Here is a 20,414-nt window from a genome sequence, read left to right as displayed (position 1 = left end):
CATTTCCTATCTAACTTATTCTACAAAAACACAAAAAATCCTTCTCGACAAAGTTTTTAAATAAAAGGAGAATTTTGTCGAATAAACGATCTATATTATAACAAAAATACAAGAAAAAATAAGTAGCAAATTTATTTTTTCGCAAAAAAAAATACACCGAATGAATAAATTGGTGTATTTTTGACTACCAACTACCTATTCACTTTTATGCTCTCTTCTGTTTAATCGTTGCTTGAGCTGCCGCTAATCTCGCTAAAGGAACGCGATATGGGGAACAACTCACATAGTTTAGCCCTGTTTGATAACAAAATTCAATTGATTTTTTTTCTCCACCATGTTCACCACAGATACCTACTTTTAAAGTAGGTTTTGTGTTACGGCCTAATTTTGTTCCCATTTGAATCAATTTTCCTACCCCATCTTGGTCGATGGTGACAAAGGGATTATCAGGTAGAATTTTATGATCAACATAATAGTGCAAGAATTTACCTTCTGCATCATCCCTACTAAATCCAAATGTAGTTTGGGTTAAGTCATTGGTTCCAAATGAGAAAAATTCTGCGTGTTCAGCGATTTCATCTGCAGTTAAGGCTGCCCTTGGGATTTCAATCATTGTACCGATTGTATAATTAAAGGATTTTCCTGTTTCTCTTTTTATCTGTTCCGCTGTTTCTATGACTAATTCTTTCAGCAATTTTAATTCGTTCACATGTCCTACAAGCGGAATCATAATTTCTGGTTTTACTTTGATCCCTTCTTCTGCTAATTCAATCGTTGCTTGAAAAATGGCCTTTGCTTGCATTTGGTAAATCTCTGGGAAGGTAATGCCTAAACGACATCCCCTATGACCAAGCATTGGATTAAATTCTGACAAATGACGAATCTTCCGCATAAGTCGTTCCTTTTCCCTTAACTGTTTAGAATCTTCATCCACCATTTTTAATTTTGTAATTTCTACCACTAATTCTTCAACATTAGGTAAAAATTCATGAAGAGGTGGATCTAGTAATCGTATTGTTACTGGCAAACCAGCCATCGCTTTCAAAATTCCTTTAAAATCAGATTTTTGCATTGGGAGAAGTTTGGCTAGAGCTGCCTCCCGTTCTTTCACCGTTTCTGAGAGGATCATTTCTTGTACAATTGGAATCCTCGTAGCCTCCATAAACATATGCTCTGTTCGGCAAAGGCCAATTCCTGTTGCACCAAATTCTCTTGATTTCATCGCATCTTCCGGGTTATCTGCATTTGCTCTAACATCAATTTTCCTGATCCGATCAGACCACTCTAACAATTCAATTAGTTCTTTAGATAACTGAGGGTCAATCAATTTAACTTCCCCAGCGATGACTCTACCTGTACTTCCATCAATAGAAATGACCTCTTTTTCTTTAAGAACTTGACCGTTACTTAAGACGATTTCTTTCTTTCTTAAATCTATTTTTAATTCTTCACAGCCTGTAATACAAGGTTTCCCCATTCCTCTAGCAACAACTGCTGCGTGGCTTGTCATACCACCACGACTTGTCAGTATCCCTTGGGCTGCAACAATCCCATGAATATCTTCTGGGGTGGTTTCTGGACGAACCAAAATCACTTTTTCACCTGCCATTCCCAACTTTTCCGCAATATCCGCATCAAATACTATTTTTCCGGTTGCAGCCCCTGGAGATGCTGGCAAACCTTTTGCGATCTGATCAAACTTCGCAGATAAGTCAATTTGACGATGTAGTAATTGATTTAGTTGATCAGGGTCCACTCTTAATATAGCTGTCTCTTTATCAATAATTTCTTCCTTTACCATATCAACAGCGATCTTTACTGCTGATTGGGCAGTTCTCTTTCCATTTCTGGTTTGTAATAAATAAAGTTTTCCTTTTTCAATCGTAAATTCAATATCCTGCATATCTTTGTAATGCCGTTCTAATCGTTCTGCAATACGACTAAAAGATTCATATACTTCAGCATTTATTTCTGCTAATGTATGAATGGACTTAGGTGTTCTAATGCCTGCTACAACATCTTCTCCTTGAGCATTCATTAAAAATTCTCCATACAAAGTCCGTTCTCCTGTAGATGGGTTTCTCGTAAAGGCTACCCCTGTTCCAGAATCTTCGCCCATGTTTCCAAAAACCATCATTTGTACATTGACAGCAGTACCCAAATCATCAGGGATTTTGTTGATTTTACGATAGACAATTGCCCTTTGATTATTCCAAGAATCAAAAACAGCACGGATTGCCATTTCTAATTGAACCATAGGTTCTTGTGGAAATGGATCTTTTGTTTTTTGGAGGACGATTTTTTTATAACCAGCAATGACTTCTTGCCAATCTAATGCACTTAATTCAGGATCTTCCTTTAATCCTTTTTTTTCTTTTACTTCTTCAATTACTTGTTCGAATAGGTAATGCTCAATTCCCAATACAACATCTGAAAACATTTGAATAAAACGGCGATAACTATCATAAGCAAAACGAGGATTTCCCGTTAAATTAGCAAGCACTTGAACTGTTTCATCATTTAGACCTAAGTTAAGTACAGTGTCCATCATTCCGGGCATCGAAATGACTGAACCAGATCTTACAGATACTAATAAAGGATTTTCCAACCCCCCAAGTCTTTTCTCTGTATTCTCTTCCAGAACATGTAGAGCTTTTACAATCTGGTCTTTGATTTCATTTGATAATTCTTTACTATTTTCATAATATTGATTACACGCTTGTGTTGTAACCGTAAATCCAGGAGGAACAGGTAGCCCGACACGGGTCATTTCCGTCAGATTGGCTCCTTTTCCACCTAACAGTTCTTTCATTCCTGCATGCCCCTCATGGAATAGATAGACATATTTTTCGGCCATTTTATCTTTCCCCACCTTTACGAAACATATCTAAAATAATATTGGCAGTCTCCTCCACTGCTTTACTAGATACATCAATCACGGGACAACCTATCTTTTTCATGACTCTTTCTGAATATTCTAATTCCTCTAAAATTCTTTTATAATTGGCATAGTTAGCTTGAGCGGTTAACCCTAATGCTTTTAATCTTTCTTTACGTATACTGTTTAATTGGTCAGGATTTATTTTTAGACCAATTACTTTTTTACTAGAAACCTCAAAAAGTTCATCTGGCGGTTGTACTTCTGGAACGAGTGGTACGTTTGCTACCTTTAAACGTTTATGAGCCAAATACATGGATAATGGGGTTTTAGAGGTTCTTGATACACCAACCAAAATAACATCTGCTTTTAAGATACCTCTTGGGTCCCTTCCATCGTCATATTTAACTGCAAACTCAATCGCTTCAACTTTTCTAAAATACTCATCATCTAATTTCCTAACCAATCCTGGCTTCATTTTTGGAGGCATTTTATAAATTCCCTGTAAAGCATCGATCATTGGACCCATAATATCTACTGTTTTGACTTGCTTCTTTTCTGCAATCTTCAGAAGATATTCCTTCAATTCAGCTACAACAATGGTAAAAGCAATTAATCCATTGACTTCTTTCGCTGATTGAACAACCTCGTCAATTGATTCATGGTCGTCAATATAAGAAATTCTTCGAATTTCAGCTGTTCCCCCATTAAATTGACTTGCAGCAGCTCTTACCACATATTCAGCAGTTTCTCCAATTGAATCAGAAATAACATAGATAATTGGTTTTTCGTTTTGGCTACTTATGGTTATTCCCTCCTCTAAATATCTTTTTCATTGACCAGTTCAACAAATGCCTTTGTTATCGTCGTTTTTGTTATCCGACCCACTACCTCAAGGCCATCAAGCCCATCAAATGGACGCACAACCGGAATCGAATCAATTTGATAATGAATTAATTTGTTTGCTACATTCACCAGTGGGTCATCCAATTGACAGGTAATGATATTCGGCATTCTTGTCATAATAATGGAGATAGGGATTTCCTGTAAATTTTGTTTCCCTATTGCGGCTTTTAACAAATCTTTTCTGGATACGATTCCTGCTAATATCCCCTTATTCTTGATCACTGCCAATGTTCCAACATCCTCTAAAAACATCATCACAATCGCATCATAAACAGAAGCTTCTTCTTTAATGACAACAGGAACTGCCTTGTAATCCTTTACAAGTATTTTGTTAAGTGTTTCACTGATCAGTTGGTTACCCTTTTTTCCTGTATAATAATAACCAACCCTTGGCCTAGCATCCAAAAAACCTGACATGGTGAGGATCGCCAAATCAGGGCGTAAAGTGGCACGTGTAAGGTTTAATCTTTCAGCGATCTGTTCTCCAGTAATTGGTCCTTCATCTTTTACAATTTTTAAAATCAATTCTTGTCGATTTGTTAGTTCTATCGTTATCACCACCTTCAAGTAATTGTGTTATACTTTTTATATTTTTTCTTTATATAGTATATACTATATTGTTATTCCAACTTCTGCAAGAACTAATTAAAGGTTTAAAAGAAAAAGCCCTCTATTCCTAAATGGGATACATGAGAGCTAAAAAAACCCACAAAAGTAAAGACTTCCTTAAAAGCTATTCCAACTACCTTTGTGGGAACCTATGAAATCATTACGCGATTCTTTTCAATATCTTAATCGTGTAATTACTTTTTATTAAGTAAAGAGTTGTTAATGTAGAAATGAAAGGATATAACCAAAACATGAACACCCCAAAAGCTATGGGAATAGATAAGAGAACTTTCTGGTCTTTTTGTAGAGTTAAATGGACCAAATTCGTTTGTTTTAGAAGACTCCTTAACATTTTTAATAATTTCTCTCCAGAGACATGAAAAACTTCTTCGATAACATGTTCTTTTGGCCCATCTTTTATTCCGTTGATTTCATTCATAGCGGATACCAAATCATAATGGTGTTTTTTTAGAAAATTACGTGCTTCTTCGCGACTACAATGTACTCGATGTTGGATAATTTCTATTAGCACATCTTCCTTTTTGGGCTCCATGGTATCCCTCCTATTCTTTGTACTTGTGCAATTGATCTAGAAATTGTCTAGATTTTAAAGTTATACCTATATATTGATCAAAAAATGACTTCATCACATGTGAAAGTTGAATTTTTGTTGAATCTTTGATATTGACCTGACCAATTCGTTTCATATCAATCATTTCAAACATTTGTAATAATTTAATGGTAATTGGTTGTAAAGCAATCGTTCGATACTGGTCAAAATGTTTAGAACAAACAAGACCACCATGTCTAATGTCAAAACCACTAAGTGCCTCCTCACTACCGCAAATTGCACATGAGTGTAGATGAGGGCGATAACCAGAAATGTATAGTATTTTCATTTCAAAAATTCTGGCAATCACTTCTTCATCTTTTCCCTCATCAATTAATTCAAGGCCAGCTAATAATTGTTGAAATAAAAATGGATTTGGATCATTTGATTCTGTCATTTTATCAATAAGTTCAATAAGGTATGCTGCATATGCAGTCTTTTCAATATCAGTATGAAAGGTGGGGAACATACGAATATGTTCAGCTTGATTTAAAGATCCCATCTCTTTTCCCAAAAAAAATATATATTCTCCATAACTAAAAACCTGTGACATGGAACTAAAACGACTTTTTGTTTTCTTTGCGCCTCTAGCCATAAGCGATACTTTTCCATGTGTTCTTGTATATAAGGTAATAATTTTATTTGTCTCTCCGTAATCTACGGTTCTGATCACGATACCTTCAGTTCTTACTAACATTTTTATGCTCCAGTTTCTCCCATTCACTTATTTATCCTTTAGGTCTGTTCTAATGCCTTTCGCTCTTTTATTGCAGAGTCATCCTCTACTTGATTTGCTTTTTCACAATCCTTGTATAAAAGATAAGCGTCAATCTGTCCTGTATTGCAAAAATAGTTCCATGAAAAGTTTTTCATGGCTTTTCACCCTTTCCTCACAGATTGAAGTATTTATATCTATTAGGATAAGCTAACTACTTCTTTTCTATCCGAGGAAAAAAATTTCAGGAATAATCTAATCATTTTCTTCAAAATAACCAAAATCCTTTAATAAGTAATCGCGATTTTTCCAGTCTTCTTTCACTTTCACCCATAATTCTATAAAAGTTTTGGTTCCCAATAATCTTTCAATATCCTCCCGTGCCTTTTTCCCAATTTCCTTTAACATGCTGCCACTTTTGCCAATAATAATTGCCTTTTGAGAGGGTCTCTCAGTATAGATTACGGCTTGGATCACGACGGTATTGGGATTTTCTTCACCTGGCTTCATCGATTCAACCACAACCGCAATAGAATGTGGAACTTCTTCCCTTGTTAGATGCAAAATTTTTTCCCGAATTAATTCAGCAACGATAAACCTTTCAGGTGATTCTACAACTTGATCTGGTGGGAAATAGTAAGGCCCCTCTGGTAGCTCTTCAAAAATCTCACTTAGTAAAGTTTGCACGTTATTCCCTTTTAACGCAGAAATAGGAATCACTTCTTTAAAATCAAATAATGATCGATATTGTTCAATAATCGGTAATAATTGCTCTGGAGTCACTAAGTCAATTTTATTTAAGATAAGGAATACAGGGGTAGAACGTACTTCCTTTAATTGTTCTAAGATGAACTGCTCCCCTAGACCAAATTTATTAGTCACATCAATGAGATATAAAATGAGATCTACTTCTTGTAATGAGGTCAAAGTAATATTCATCATATACTGACCCAATTTCGTTTTTGGTTTATGTACACCTGGTGTGTCAATAAAAACAATTTGTCCTTGCTCATTGGTAAAAACAGCACGAATCTTATTTCGGGTCGTTTGCGGTTTGTCGGACATGATTGCCACTTTTTGACCAATCACTTCATTAAGTAATGTGGATTTCCCTACATTTGGTCTACCAATAATGGCAACAAAGCCAGATTTTATTTGCTTACTTTCCTGATTCATCTAAATCCTCCTGTGTAAATGCCCCTGGAAGTAACCCCTCTACGGTTGTTTCCAATACATCCCCTTTTAAATTAGCCAAATATACTTTTGCTTTAGGATTGAAAAACTCAACCATGACCTGGCGACAAGCACCACACGGTGCTACAGGATCTTCTGTATCAGCAATAACAGCAATTTCGTCTAAGTCATGATCCCCTTCTGAGATTGCTTTGAAGATCGCTGTTCTTTCCGCACAGTTGGTTAAGCCATATGAGGCATTTTCAATATTTGCCCCTTTATATATTTTCCCACTTTTAGTTAAAATCGCAGCGCCAACTTCAAATTTTGAATAAGGAACATAAGCATTTTTTCTTGCTTCCTTTGCTAACTCAATTAATTCCTCTTTTTTCATTTCTTATTCTCCTCCATTTATGAATATAGAAAAAGGTTATCAGTAAAAAAGATAGTATAAGAGAAAAAAACCCCCGATTGAGATCAGTCCATTTTGCACAAATCCAACCCAGGTAAACTTCTTCTTAAATAAAATCATGATTAAATAGTTGGTTAAAAGAAAAAAAACAAGTAAAGAAAATAAAACATTTATAAAATAGAAAAGAACAAATAAATAAAACAAAATACCTACTAATACGTTAGGCTCGTAATTGGATTGCTTTTTATACCAATATGCTTTTACAACATAGGTAAATAATAACAGAAAGAATCCCTGTAAAATAAAGAAAGAGGGTTGGGATGGCAACCTACCTTTCCATCCCTCTTGATAGATCAATGTTAAATAGGGAAATAGCACAACCAATCCAACAAAAACAACTGTAAAAGTAACCATTAAAATAGCTCCAGCGGCTACATCCTTTGCAATCTTTGCTAAGGGATGAAATTCTTGCGTTACTAAATCTATCGTCGCTTCAATTGCCGTATTTACCATTTCAAAACCAATCACCAGTCCAATGGTAAAAAGAATAATAAGGGTATCCATCGTATTAAAGTGAAACCACATTCCCAACAAAAGAACGATGAAAGCAATCGTGAAGTGAACTTTCATATTTCTTTGGCTTGCCAAGGAATATGTAATTCCCTCACTTGCATAGACAAAACTTCGAAGGAATTTCCCCCAGATCACATTCATCATCACCTTGATAGTTTCATTTTCTCTAAAATCAACTCTTGTTTTGTAAACATTACTTTTTCATCTTCTTTTGTCTCATGATCATAACCTAATAAATGCAAGAAACCATGAGCTGTTAAAAACCCTAACTCCCGTTCAAAGGAATGGCCATAATCAGCTGCTTGCTGGATCACCTTTGGAATTGAAATCACTATATCTCCAAGCATAGTCGGCATATCCATCTCTTCATCATAAACAATATCTAGATCATCTTCGCCCGGTTCATTTAATGCAAAGGATAATACATCTGTAGGTCGATCGATTCCACGATAGTCTCGATTTAGTTCATGGATTCGCTTGTTATCAACCAGTGTAACAACCACTTCTCCTTCAGTGATCCCTTCTAATTCTGCAGCAGTTTGAATTACTTGATTGACTAATTCAATTTCTTTCTCTAGGATTTCCCTTTCTTCTTGCTCATCTAAGACATCAACATCTATCATTAGCTAGATCTCGCCCCTTTTGTTTCTTCTAAATCCTTATCATCAGGATACTCAATTCGCGAATGAAAAATACCTTTCAAGGTTTCCAACATCGAAATTGCAATAATTTCTAATTCTTTTAATGTTAAGTCACACTCATTTAACTGACCATCATCCAATTTGGATTTAATAATTTTTCTAACCATTTCTTCAATGATTTCATTGGTAGGATGTTTAATTGACCTTACAGCCGCTTCAACACTGTCTGCGATTCCTACAATCGCTGCCTCTTTAAATTGTGGTTTTGGCCCAGGGTAACGATATTCAACCTCTAGAATAGGTTGTTCAGAATCTTTAGAAACCTTATGATAAAAATATTTAAGTAAAGAAGTTCCATGATGTTGCTCAGCAATATCCTGAATGGCATTAGGGATTTTATAAGCCTTTAACATCTCTACCCCATCTTTTGGATGAGCCAAGATAATATTTTTACTCAAACTTGGTGAAATTTTATCATGAGGATTTTCCATATTTAATTGATTCTCAATAAAAAAACTAGGCCGTTTTGTTTTTCCTAAATCATGATAATAGGCACCTACTCTAGCCAATAATCCGTTTGCATTAATTGCTTCAGCTGCTGCCTCTGCCAGATTTCCTACAATCACACTATGGTGATAAGTCCCTGGCGTTTCAATTAACAATTTCCGTAAAAGAGGATGATTTGGGTTCGATAATTCAATTAATCTAGTAGGAGATAGAATCCCAAAAACAGCTTCAAAAAATGGTAAGAAACCAATCGTAAGCACGGAAGAAAAGAATCCTCCTATTGCACCATATGAAAGGGTTGCAAACATTTGTCTCAATGAATAACTTTGGCTCGTCAACATCACGATCACGGCAATTCCAATTACATTAAACAACGAAACCACTAATCCAGCTTTTAAAATGGCGGAACGTTGCTTAATTCTTCCAATCGCAAATGCACCAGCAACACTACCGATCAAGGCAACAAATCCATATCTAAAATCAAAAATGAAGCTTTGATCCGTACTAAAGATCATGCTAGTAAAAATACTAAAAATAACACCACTCAGAATCGCCATCTTCATATTAATGAGTAAGGTAATTAACATCACACCAAAAGCGACTGGTGCTAAATAACCCTTAGGGGAGGTTAAAAGGTCTTTACCTAAACCAATCAATCCCAAAATACTAATACTTGAAAATGTTAAAATAAAGATCGTAAATAATAAGAGAAGTGCACGGTTATCTTGATGTAAGAAAGGATTCATCCGTTCAATACTAAAGAAAAGAAGCAATAAAATGAGTAAAATGAACATCAATAACCCAAAATAGGGCCATAATGTTGAAGTATCCTTTAATAGTCCTGCTGCTTTTAATTTTTCATAAATTTCTTTATCAATATATTGGCCCTGTTTTACGATCAATTCATCTTTTTTAATGATAACAGGTTCGACTTCACTTTTTGCTTTTTCTCGTAAAAGGGAAGTTTGATCCGAATTATAAAATACATTCGGTTTAATAAAATATTTTGTCATTTCATTGGCCAAATGTTTGATTTTATCTTCATTATCAAACGGATTGTTTTGAATGATTTGAGCCGCTTCTTCAAAAGCTTCATTTGATTTTTTAATGTTCACTCCATCATTCATCACAATATCCAACGTAGATTTAGAGATATATTGAATATTTTTTATCTTTTCAACATTTAAACTAGATAGTTCTTTGAATAAAGCGTCGTCTAAAAAAGATAAGCTAGTTAGGTCTCTTAAAGCAGCTTCCTTCTCTTCTTTAGATAGATCTTTATTTTCTGCTATCGTTAAAATGTCTGTAAACATTTGCTCCAATCGGCTAATTTGGTCATTAACAATATTTTCGTCCTTTGTATATTGATCAGGAACTGATTTTGCTGCTTTATCCTTTGCAAGTTCAGTCGCCCACTGATTTTCTACACGAATCGGTGAAGTTAAAGTAACCTGACTAATCTGCCCCTCTTTTAGTTCATAGGTTTCAGGTATAACTTGTCCAATTAGTAACAAATACATAATGATTCCTAACCCAATATACATGAAGAAACGAATGGAAGGATGATTCCCCCAACCTTCCATCATTTTAACCATATTCCATTTCACTTTTTGCTTTTTTCCCATTTCGTTTTCGCCCCTTTTTAGGAAGGACTTTGTGTATCTCTTTCATAAGCAAGAATTATCTTTTGAACGAGATGATGACGAACCACATCATGTTCAGTTAAATAAATAAAACCAATGTCGTCTATAGATTTAAGAATTCTTTCCGCTTCACGTAAACCTGATTTCGTTTTACTTGGTAAATCGACTTGTGTAATATCTCCGGTTACTACCATTTTAGAACCTATCCCTAAACGTGTTAAAAACATTTTCATTTGTTCAGGTGTAGTATTTTGCGCTTCATCTAGAATAATAAATGAATCTTCTAATGTTCTACCCCTCATATATGCTAAAGGGGCAATTTCAATCATTCCTCGCTCCAACAGTTTATTTACTTGTTCTACACCTAGTAAATCATATAACGCATCATAAATTGGCCTTAAATAAGGGTCCACCTTTTCCTGTAAATCACCAGGAAGAAAGCCTAAGTTTTCCCCAGCTTCAACGGCTGGGCGAGTTAAAACAATCTTCCGTATTTCACCCTTTTTTAATGCCGACACCGCCATGACAACTGCTAAGTACGTTTTCCCAGTACCTGCTGGACCTATTCCAAAGACAATATCTTTTTTTTGAATCGTTGAAACATAATGCTTCTGTCCCAAAGATTTTACTCGAATCTCTTTTCCTTTATAGGTTACCATGATTTTTTCATCATAAAGGTCTAATAATTCGTTTGATAAATCATCTTTTGCGAGTTCTAATGCATAATAAATATCTCTTTCAGAGAGTCGGTATCCTTTTCTTACTAAAACGACCAGAACTTCAAATAACTTTGTCAAACGGTCTACTTCTTTTTGATCCCCTTGAAGCACAAGATTCTCATGCCGAGTTAAGATATGAACATTTGTTTCTTTTTCAATAATTTTTAACCATTGATCTTGTGGCCCAAATAAATTTTGTCGTTCTTCCATATCTCCTAGCGCAATTCGATTTGTATATACGTCTACTTGCAAATGCCCTCATTCTCCTTGAACTATTGGTTGTGTTGTTGCGATATTTTCTAACACCTCAAAAAGTATCTTTACTGTTACTTTACCATTCTCTGTGCTTTGGTGCAAAACTTTTTCACTTTTAAAATTGCTGTCTTCATCAATTTTCGTTCGTAAATCCTGTCTTGCTTGATTTTTTGCTAATTTGATCGCTTCAGAGACAGATAAAACTCGTTGTTGATTATGGTATTCTAAAATGGTCTCATCAAGAAAACCGATTGGTAAAACATAGTTTTTCCATGATATCTGTTTTAAATCATACTGTTTTTGAGATTGTGAAAAAGGAATTTCCTTCGCTCCCTTTACTCTTAATACTCGATTCCCAAGCATAAGATACTTCCGTTCAACCCGATTACCCGTATATTCCTTCCACTCCTGCTTTAATGGAATCGTAACGGTGGATTCATACCAAACCACTCCTAAGACTTCCCCTTCTGCTGCTACTAGTTCTTGAGCCTCTTGGTTTTCAACATTTCCCACAATTCCAGAGATTAAAAGATCACCCTTTTTTACGCGATCATTCACTTTTACCTGTGGGATTCCTTTTTCAGCTAAAATGCGATAAATAACTGCGTTTTTGCTAGATATAATATGCCTTGGGCCAACTAATGGCTTTTCATCTGGTTTCACCTTCTCCATTATGGTGATCAATAAATGAGTTCCTTTTAATTTTACCCCAATCCATGAGGCTTGTTCTAAATTTGAACCTAGTTGTTCTTGAATCACTGTATCTTCTGGGAGTTGAAATTTAAACATTCCTCTATGTATCCCTAGCTTTTCAATCGCTTGAAATATTTCTTCATCTGTCATAGTTTGATTGCCTTCTATTTCGATCGTCCAAACCATAGAAGATAAAAGATAAATCATCACAAAAAATAATAAAAAGCCGGTAGCGATTCCCTTTCTTTTGTTTAACTTGGCTAGTTGGAAAGGTAACCCTACCTTACGCAGAATATGGATTCGAGTATAGGTTTTTTGCAATATCGGTTTTAATTTAAAAAAGTCCTCAAGGCTAATCGAGAATACGGCCTGTGAATCATTTACGATTTTTATGTTCCAAATCTTTAATTGTTTTTTGATTGTCATGTTAATAAATAATTCAATATGTTTTCCTTTGAGTGAGCATACGACGTAACCTCTAGTCCATTTTAATCCACGAACATTCAAAAAGACTCCTCCTAATCAATATAGTGAATTTCATTTATAATACCTTCTACTAGTACCTCTTCAGGTAATATGGTTCGGATCACAAGTTGTTTTCCAACTAATCTTAATTCACCTTTACTTAAGCGTAGATGTAAAAATTGATCAGTAAATTGAATAACTCCTCTATGATTTTCAATATAGATTTGATAGGAACCAATCATGGTGATGCGAGGCAAATCAAATATAACATCTTTTGGAAGTTCCAATTGATTTGCAGTCAATTGTTTAATTTTTTGTCTTAACTTTCTCAATGCTTTGCCCCCTCTCTTCCTTGTTACACCCATATGCTTTTTTTTTGGAATTTATGAATATAACAATCCCACAAAAGCGAAGATTTCCTTTGAAGCTTATTCCGATTAATTTGTAAGAAAACATACTCCCAAAGGTCGCTGCTTATGGAATATACAAATTCAAATGATAAGGGGAACAAAGTTATACTTTTTATAATATTTAAAAAAGCTGTTGATTTCTCAACAGCTTCTTAAATTCAATCTATGATCTTGTACGGTGTAGGGGTGAATAGGGTCTAATTGCCCGTGGTGGGTTCAATATTTCTGACCAAATGATTCCTTGAATAACAGGATGAGTATAGGTTGGGTATTCAGTAGTCTTCTTTAAATTTTCTTTTTCACTTTCAATTTCTTTTTCAATTTCCCTCTCAGTCCATTGCTTCTTCAACATTTTGTCCTTCACAAATTGATCCATTTTGATCACCTATTTCCCACTGGGAGGCGTTTGATTTGGGTCATTTAACTTACTAAATGCTTCCCTCATCTCAGTATCTGCGTTAATATTCTGCATATTCATATAGTCCATTACACCAAGTTTGCCATTGCGTAAGGCTTCTGCCATGGCTAATGGAACTTGTGCTTCAGCTTCAACTACTTTTGCCTTCATTTCTTGTACCTTTGCCTTCATTTCTTGTTCTGAAGCAACTGCCATCGCCCGTCTTTCCTCTGCTTTGGCTTGTGCGATACGTTTATCTGCTTCAGCTTGGTCTGTTTGTAATTGAGCACCGATATTTTTGCCTACATCCACGTCAGCGATATCGATGGATAGGATTTCAAAAGCTGTTCCAGCATCAAGTCCTTTTTGAAGAACTGTATGAGAGATTGCATCTGGATTTTCTAAGACGTGTTTATGAGTTTCAGAGGAACCAATTGTTGTGACGATTCCTTCGCCAACTCTAGCGATAATGGTTTCTTCACCAGCTCCACCCACTAAGCGATCAATATTTGCCCGAACTGTTACTTTCGCTTTTGCTTTTACTTCAATTCCATCTTTAGCCATAGCTGCCACAATTGGTGTTTCGATCACTTTAGGGTTAACACTCATCTGAACAGCCTCTAATACATCCCTACCAGCCAAATCAATGGCCGCTGCTCGTTCAAAGCTTAAACTTATATCTGCTCTTTCAGCAGCAATTAAAGCATTTACGACCCTATCCACGTTTCCCCCAGCAAGATAATGTCCTTCTAATTGATTTGTTCCTAACACTAGCCCTGCTTTTCTCGCCTTAATGAGGGGATTTACAATTCTTGAGGGAATTACTCTACGCAGTCTCATTCCTACTAGTGTAAAGATTCCTACATGAACCCCTGAAGCTAGAGCAGAAATCCATAACATCACTGGAACAAAGGTGAAAAATACAGATAAGATAATAATCCCAAAGGCAACAAATACGAGTAATGTAATTTCTGGACCAAAACCCATTCGACAAACCTCCTAAAACTATTTTTTTACTTCTCTAACAATGATTCTAGTTCCTTCAACAAAAATCACTTCAATCTCTTGGTTCGCTTCAATCCAAACCCCTTCACTAACCACATCATATCTTTTATTATCAATCAATGCTACCCCAGATGGCCTTAATTTAGTTAATGTTCTTCCTTTATGACCAACTATTGTTTTATCCTTTGTATGAGAAATATAACCTCCTTCTTTTTTCTGTTCATCTTTTAAAATAAATCGATTCCATAATCCTCGGTGTTTAAAGTATTTAAATAGAATAAAGAAGAGGATGGAATTAACTACAACAGCTATAACTAAGCTTATTAAACCATAAGAAGTCTCATAAGCAGCAAAAATAATGCCTGCAAAAAGAGAAATCACGCCTAGCGCGCCAAAAATGCCAAAGCCTGGAACAAATAGCTCAACCACCATTAAAATAAATCCAACGATAAAGAAAATGATATCTTCCCAGCCAGCAAAACCAGCAAAATAATGCCCAAAAAAGTAGAGGCTAAATGCGGATATTCCGATTAACCCAGCGATACCAAATCCAGGAATGAATAGTTCAATTAAAATCCCTGCTAATCCAATGATCAATAAAATAGGGATCACATAGGGGTTCGTAGAAAACCGAGCTAATCTTTCAGCAGGTGTTAAACCAACCTCATAAGTATCTGCCGACCCCAAACCAATGGTATTTAAAAGCTGTTTTCGACTTTGAACGATCCCGTCGGCAATTCCATATTTTAGTGCTAGGTCTGAATCTAATGTGATCAATTGGCCTTTTTTAGACAGACCTGGGATCTCAACAGCAGGATCTACCATTCCCCTTGCAATTTCTTCATTTTTATTATTCTGTTTAGCTGCATCAATCATATGACTAGCCCACCAAGAAGTGATCTTAGGGTCTACTTGTTGCCCGGAAATGGTTCTCACTGCTGCAGCACCAATATGGCTATTAGGTTCCATATAAATTTTGTCGGCATTTAAAGATATATAAGAGCCCGCTGAAATGGCTTCTCCTTTAATATAAGCATATACAGGGATCTGTTCTTTTTGAATCAATTTACCTATTCCTATCGCCGCATCCACACTTCCGCCTAATGTATTGATTTCTAAAATAATGGCATCTGCAAAAGCATTTTCTGCTTCAGAAAAGGCACGTTCTAAAAAACGCTCTAATCCTCTTTCAATCCCTTGCTCAACAGGAATGACATAAACGAGTTGTTTTTCTTCTGCAGAAATGATTGATGATTTAGGAATAAATGTTAAAACAGTAGCTAAAAAAATAATAGATAAAAAAAGACTTAAGTTTCGTTTCAAAAACATCCCCCTTTCCTTGATGAATTTACATACGTTTGGTTTTCAATTAGGTTTCACTTTCCCAACAAAATAAGGGAAATAAAAAACGACTAGAGAGTTCTAGTCGTCATTTTTTCTATTCTTTATGATAAATATTCCTGTACAAGCTGATTAATGAGTTTCCCATCAGCACGACCTTTTACTTTAGGCATCACTGCACTCATTACTTTTCCCATATCTGATTTCCCTTTTGCTCCAATTTCTTCGATTACACTTTGGATGATGTTTCGAAGTTCTTGTTCAGATAGCTGTTGAGGAAGATATTGTTTTAGAATTTCAAGTTCTGCTTGCACATTTTCAACCAGATCTTGTCGACCTGCTTTTTCAAACTCTTGGAGGGAATCGCGTCTTTGCTTTACTTCACGAGTCAGAACGTCAAGTATTTGTTCATCAGATAGCGTTGTTTGCTTTTCAATTTCGGTATACTTGATAGCAGAACGAATCATACGGATGACAGATAGTTTTAATTTATCTTTGTTCTTCATCGCTTGTTTCATATCTTCACTTATACGATCCATTAACGACATGTTATGATTAGCCCTCCTTAATACTTACGTTTGCGCGCAGCCTCAGACTTTTTCTTACGCTTTACGCTTGGCTTTTCATAGTGTTTACGTTTTTTAACTTCTGCCAATACGCCATCTTTTGAAATTGTACGTTTAAAACGACGAAGAGCACTATCTAATGATTCGTTTTTTCTAACGCGAATTTCTGACATTCACTTTCCCTCCCTCCACAATTACCATGCAACAGACCTTGTTTTCGCAAAGTCTAACAAATTTAATTATATTATAGTAAATTTAGTAGTGTCAACCTTTCATCATCAGACAGGCAATTTCTCTCCACCCAAAACATGATAATGAATATGGAACACCTCTTGGCCTCCATGATCTCTACAATTATTTACCAATCGAAAACCGCTCTCTGCAATTCCAAGTTGATTCGCTATTTTTTGAATGGTCTGGTGCAATTGGCCAATTAAAGGAAGATCCTCCTCCTGAACATCCATAAATGTTGGAATGTGTTTTTTGGGAATCACCAACACATGAACCTTTGCCTTTGGATGAATATCATGGAATGCGACAAAGTTCTCATCTTCATATACTTTGTTTGCTGGAATTTGACCATCTACAATTTTACAAAAAATACAATCGTTCATTTTTACAGCTCCCTTATTCTTTATATTATGCATATTTTACCACAAAAGTTTATAAAATAAAAAAGAACGCCTGTCATGAGACGTTCAGGTTCATCAAGATTTTTTTGTCAAATTTCTCATAGTTTTCACCGTATTCGTCTTGTAACGCCTCTACAAAAATACTAACGATTTTGGCATCAAATTGGGTTCCAGAATATCGAAGCAATTCATCAACCGCATCTTTCATCGACATACCCATACGATAGGATCGATCAGCTGTCATCGCATCAAAGGCATCCGTGATTGCCATGATTCTAGCATGCAACGGAATCTGTTCTCCTTTTAATCCCAAAGGATAGCCTGTCCCATCATATTTTTCATGATGGTGGCGGATGACAGGTAAGAACTTTTTAAAAAAGTGCATATCTTTCACTAATTGATATCCTCTTTCTGGATGACTCTTAATAATTTCATATTCCTCCTGTGTCAATTTCCATGGTTTATCTATAATTTCTATAGGAACTTCAATTTTACCAATATCATGCCAAGATGCAGCCTGAGAAAGCTGACGTATCTCTGATTGAGGTAACTCCATTTTGGTCGCTAATAATACTGTCCAGAATTTTACACGTTCTGAATGGGTGTGGGTAATCGGATCCATCTGTTTAAGTACATGTAATACAAAATTAGTATAGGTAGAAAGCTCGTTATCAAAGACCTCTCTGTACTGTAAGGCAGGTTTGATAAAATAGACGAGAAAGGTAAAAATAGCGACGCCTACGAGATTTGTATAATAAAATAAAACGACATTGATTAGACCAATAAAAACTGTTAATAGTGCAGATTTTGTGGATGATATAAGGCTAATAAAGCCATTTATATCAAATTTCCCTTTTTCTAAGGACACAACAATAAAGATAAAAATATTATTTAATAAAGTATTAAGATAGGAAAGCAGTAATATTGTTAGGAAAAATCCAAAAGTAAAAATAGTTTGATTGCTATTAGCATCTGGATATATGGAATGGAAAATTAACGTAGGAATTGCAATTGATATTCCGTACATCGTAACATTAAATAATTTTTTATACCATACTTGTTTATGATAAATAGCCATTGCCGAAACGGAAATAAAAACCATTGCATAAAAAGGATCCAAAAAAACCATTACAGGCGTGACAAATGGTAAAACAATTAAAAAATAAAGATTGCTTTGCAAATCTCTAACAATTTCAGAATTAAATAAAACCATTAAAATAACAAAACCTATCATTTCAATGATTTGTTTAATATTTAAACCATTCCATGTAATAAGTAACAAAATAAGAAACAAGCTATAAATACCTGTTAAATATATTTTTAAGTTTAATCTCATAAAAACACCTCAATTTATAGAAATGCATAGCATAACATAATAATTTAAAAAATTAAGCCCAACCCAAACGATCTCCAACAGAAACTTTTGTATCATTGTTGGATTTAACGATCTTTTTGATCACTTTTAACATGGCGATGACCTCCCTTAAAATAGATTTTTTCCCATTTCAAGTTCGGCTCATCTCGTTGTTCTGCTCTGCTCTTGTTATGCTATGCAAACTGAAAAACTAAATCATGTGGTAGATTCTTCGATTTAATGCATCTAAGGTTGCCTTAGCAACCGAAGATAATAAATCTTTAGTTTTGACGACAGAACCTACAAATAGATTCCCTGCTCCAGATGGTCGATGAATCACAGTAAGTGTGACAACAATGACATCGACTTGACCCATAGCAACTTCACGAACCTGATCAATCCGTATACTATAATCCGTCGCCACCCTCATCAACGCAGAGGCAGCTGCATTTGCGATAATATATTCTAACTCCATCTCAAAATAATGGGCAGTAACATTCTCAACTATAATTTGATCGTTATATTCTAATTGAACCGTTCCTTCGATAAGACCATTTGTCTTTTGAACCTGGTAAGCGGTCAAAAAACGAATGCGATTACCCTCTATCGGATTTTCTACAAATTGCTGTTCTACGATACTAATCTTATTATGGTTAACGCGATATCCAGCTACATTGCGAAAGGTTTCTTCTACGTCACGCTTGATATCCTTTGGATGACGTAACCCATCACTAAAGACCCCAATCGCATGAACCTCTCCCTGCTCATCAAAGTCTACATGGGCACCTGTTACATTTTTGATGGCACGAAATTGTCTCTCTAATTCCATAGATACTTCTTTTATATTCATAGATAATCTTCCTTCTTAAATAATAATCATGATTAAAAAAGAAAAGCATAATTTACCATTAAATAATATTCTCCATTATTCGATCATTTCCTTCTTTTTTCTACTAAAATTTTTAATATAGAAATGTCTAAAAGTTTTATCATCAACAGGAATTTTAACTTCCCTCCGAAAGAAGTCTCCCACTTCTAAACGTGAAGGTGTGCCAGCACCAGTGAAAGTGGGAGATGAATTTCGGTTAGGCGTAGCCTAAAGTTGTCTTTTTTTGCTATGATATAAGTAGAATGGAATCACGATGTTGAGAAGCTTTTGCTTACTCACAACGGGTGATGCGCCCATTGAAGTGAGGTGATTCGATATGGCAAACAAAGCATATAAGTTCCGTCTGTACCCAACACAAGAACAAGAGCAATTTCTTGCGAAAACCTTCGGTTGCGTTCGTTTCGTTTACAATAAAATGTTGGCTGAACGAAAGGAAACATATGAGAAGTTCAAGGACGACAAAGAAGCCTTGAAAAAGCAAAAATTTCCGACTCCTGCCAAGTACAAAAAGGAGTTTGCATGGCTCAAAGAAGTCGATAGCCTTGCGTTGGCAAACGCTCAACTGAATTTACAGAAGGCATACCAAAACTTCTTCTCTGGTCGTGTTGAATTTCCTAAGTTCAAAAGCCGCAAGGCGAGACAGTCCTACACAACCAACGTGGTCAACGGAAACATTATGCTTTTGGATGGCTATATCAAATTACCGAAACTGAAACTTGTAAAAATGAAACAACATCGGGAAATCCCGTCACATCATATTCTCAAGTCTTGTACGGTTTCTCGAACAAAAACAGGAAAATACTATGTTTCTATTCTCACTGAATACGAACATCAACCTACACAAAAAGAAGTACAAGCTGTTGTTGGATTAGATTTTTCCATGAATGGCTTATTCGTCGATAGCGAAGAAGGTAAGACAGCCAATTACCCTCGTTTCTATCGCCAAGCCTTGGGAAAATTAGCGAAGGAACAGCGTATTCTATCACGCAGAAAGAAAGGCTCTAATCGTTGGCACAAACAG

The 20,414-nt window shown here is 35.5% G+C and carries 23 protein-coding genes; 1 reads left to right on the top strand and 22 read right to left on the bottom strand.

Annotated features, from left to right (window positions below):
- Positions 1-205 precede the first annotated feature (205 nt).
- From ppdK to TEPIDINF_RS02375, 22 genes are all read right to left on the bottom strand, one after another.
- The gene (gene ppdK, locus TEPIDINF_RS02480; RefSeq protein ID WP_421691301.1) at positions 206-2,857 is read right to left on the bottom strand and encodes a pyruvate, phosphate dikinase; all 2,652 of its coding nucleotides are present in this window, start codon (positions 2,855-2,857) and stop codon (positions 206-208) included.
- Position 2,858: 1 nt separating this feature from the next.
- Positions 2,859-3,683 carry a pyruvate, water dikinase regulatory protein gene (locus TEPIDINF_RS02475; RefSeq protein ID WP_068723398.1) on the bottom strand — a complete coding sequence of 275 codons (825 nt, stop codon included), beginning with the start codon at positions 3,681-3,683 and terminating at the stop codon, positions 2,859-2,861.
- Between the two features lie 14 nt (positions 3,684-3,697).
- Complete coding sequence (ccpN, locus tag TEPIDINF_RS02470; protein WP_068727434.1) at positions 3,698-4,339, bottom strand: transcriptional regulator CcpN; 642 nt, start codon at positions 4,337-4,339, stop codon at positions 3,698-3,700.
- Positions 4,340-4,553: 214 nt separating this feature from the next.
- Positions 4,554-4,946, bottom strand: coding sequence for a DUF4342 domain-containing protein (locus tag TEPIDINF_RS02465; RefSeq protein ID WP_068723395.1), 393 nt, complete (start codon positions 4,944-4,946; stop codon positions 4,554-4,556).
- 10 nt (positions 4,947-4,956) lie between these two features.
- The gene (gene recO / locus TEPIDINF_RS02460; RefSeq protein ID WP_421691300.1) at positions 4,957-5,700 is read right to left on the bottom strand and encodes a DNA repair protein RecO; all 744 of its coding nucleotides are present in this window, start codon (positions 5,698-5,700) and stop codon (positions 4,957-4,959) included.
- Between the two features lie 38 nt (positions 5,701-5,738).
- Positions 5,739-5,876: a YqzL family protein gene (locus TEPIDINF_RS02455; RefSeq protein ID WP_084818863.1), complete on the bottom strand. Its 138-nt coding sequence runs from the start codon at positions 5,874-5,876 to the stop codon at positions 5,739-5,741.
- A 97-nt stretch (positions 5,877-5,973) separates the two neighbouring features.
- A complete protein-coding gene (era, locus tag TEPIDINF_RS02450; RefSeq protein ID WP_069800215.1) occupies positions 5,974-6,894 on the bottom strand; it encodes a GTPase Era in 921 nt (306 codons plus the stop codon).
- Positions 6,878-7,285: a cytidine deaminase gene (locus tag TEPIDINF_RS02445; RefSeq protein ID WP_068723391.1), complete on the bottom strand. Its 408-nt coding sequence runs from the start codon at positions 7,283-7,285 to the stop codon at positions 6,878-6,880. Before TEPIDINF_RS02445 ends, era begins: the two co-directional genes overlap by 17 nt.
- Positions 7,286-7,324: 39 nt before the next feature.
- Positions 7,325-8,011, bottom strand: a complete 687-nt coding sequence (locus tag TEPIDINF_RS02440; protein ID WP_421691299.1) for a diacylglycerol kinase family protein — start codon at positions 8,009-8,011, stop codon at positions 7,325-7,327.
- A gap of 8 nt (positions 8,012-8,019) precedes the next feature.
- Positions 8,020-8,499: an rRNA maturation RNase YbeY gene (gene ybeY / locus TEPIDINF_RS02435; RefSeq protein WP_068723386.1), complete on the bottom strand. Its 480-nt coding sequence runs from the start codon at positions 8,497-8,499 to the stop codon at positions 8,020-8,022.
- Complete coding sequence (locus tag TEPIDINF_RS02430) at positions 8,499-10,649, bottom strand: HD family phosphohydrolase (protein WP_421691298.1); 2,151 nt, start codon at positions 10,647-10,649, stop codon at positions 8,499-8,501. The genes ybeY and TEPIDINF_RS02430 overlap by 1 nt, the downstream gene beginning before the upstream one ends.
- 17 nt (positions 10,650-10,666) lie before the next feature.
- Positions 10,667-11,596 carry a PhoH family protein gene (locus TEPIDINF_RS02425; RefSeq protein WP_421692131.1) on the bottom strand — a complete coding sequence of 310 codons (930 nt, stop codon included), beginning with the start codon at positions 11,594-11,596 and terminating at the stop codon, positions 10,667-10,669.
- Between the two features lie 48 nt (positions 11,597-11,644).
- Positions 11,645-12,841: a sporulation protein YqfD gene (gene yqfD, locus TEPIDINF_RS02420; protein ID WP_068723381.1), complete on the bottom strand. Its 1,197-nt coding sequence runs from the start codon at positions 12,839-12,841 to the stop codon at positions 11,645-11,647.
- An 11-nt stretch (positions 12,842-12,852) separates the two neighbouring features.
- The gene (gene yqfC, locus TEPIDINF_RS02415; RefSeq protein WP_068723380.1) at positions 12,853-13,131 is read right to left on the bottom strand and encodes a sporulation protein YqfC; all 279 of its coding nucleotides are present in this window, start codon (positions 13,129-13,131) and stop codon (positions 12,853-12,855) included.
- Between the two features lie 241 nt (positions 13,132-13,372).
- Positions 13,373-13,585, bottom strand: a complete 213-nt coding sequence (locus TEPIDINF_RS02410) for a hypothetical protein (protein WP_068723378.1) — start codon at positions 13,583-13,585, stop codon at positions 13,373-13,375.
- A gap of 9 nt (positions 13,586-13,594) precedes the next feature.
- The gene (gene floA, locus TEPIDINF_RS02405; RefSeq protein WP_068723375.1) at positions 13,595-14,593 is read right to left on the bottom strand and encodes a flotillin-like protein FloA; all 999 of its coding nucleotides are present in this window, start codon (positions 14,591-14,593) and stop codon (positions 13,595-13,597) included.
- An 18-nt stretch (positions 14,594-14,611) separates the two neighbouring features.
- Positions 14,612-15,934, bottom strand: coding sequence for an NfeD family protein (locus TEPIDINF_RS02400; protein ID WP_161937275.1), 1,323 nt, complete (start codon positions 15,932-15,934; stop codon positions 14,612-14,614).
- A gap of 122 nt (positions 15,935-16,056) precedes the next feature.
- Entirely contained in the window at positions 16,057-16,500 is a 444-nt protein-coding gene (locus TEPIDINF_RS02395; RefSeq protein ID WP_068723364.1) for a GatB/YqeY domain-containing protein, read from the bottom strand.
- A 17-nt stretch (positions 16,501-16,517) separates the two neighbouring features.
- Positions 16,518-16,691, bottom strand: a complete 174-nt coding sequence (gene rpsU / locus TEPIDINF_RS02390; RefSeq protein WP_068723355.1) for a 30S ribosomal protein S21 — start codon at positions 16,689-16,691, stop codon at positions 16,518-16,520.
- A gap of 105 nt (positions 16,692-16,796) precedes the next feature.
- Positions 16,797-17,132: a histidine triad nucleotide-binding protein gene (locus TEPIDINF_RS02385; protein ID WP_421691297.1), complete on the bottom strand. Its 336-nt coding sequence runs from the start codon at positions 17,130-17,132 to the stop codon at positions 16,797-16,799.
- 73 nt (positions 17,133-17,205) lie between these two features.
- Positions 17,206-18,486 (bottom strand): HD-GYP domain-containing protein, encoded by a 1,281-nt coding sequence (locus TEPIDINF_RS02380; protein ID WP_421691296.1) that lies wholly within the window; start codon positions 18,484-18,486, stop codon positions 17,206-17,208.
- A gap of 229 nt (positions 18,487-18,715) precedes the next feature.
- Positions 18,716-19,354: a hypothetical protein gene (locus tag TEPIDINF_RS02375; protein WP_421691295.1), complete on the bottom strand. Its 639-nt coding sequence runs from the start codon at positions 19,352-19,354 to the stop codon at positions 18,716-18,718.
- Between the two features lie 355 nt (positions 19,355-19,709).
- Here TEPIDINF_RS02375 and TEPIDINF_RS02370 point away from each other — a divergent pair.
- A partial coding sequence (locus tag TEPIDINF_RS02370) for an RNA-guided endonuclease TnpB family protein (protein WP_421691294.1) occupies positions 19,710-20,414 on the top strand: 705 nt, incomplete at its 3' end.

The organism is Tepidibacillus infernus (assembly GCF_048898065.1).
Lineage (GTDB): Bacteria > Bacillota > Bacilli > Tepidibacillales > Tepidibacillaceae > Tepidibacillus_B > Tepidibacillus_B infernus.
The sequence above is the reverse complement of the archived record's forward strand: the minus strand, read 5'-3'. Positions and strand labels throughout refer to the sequence as shown.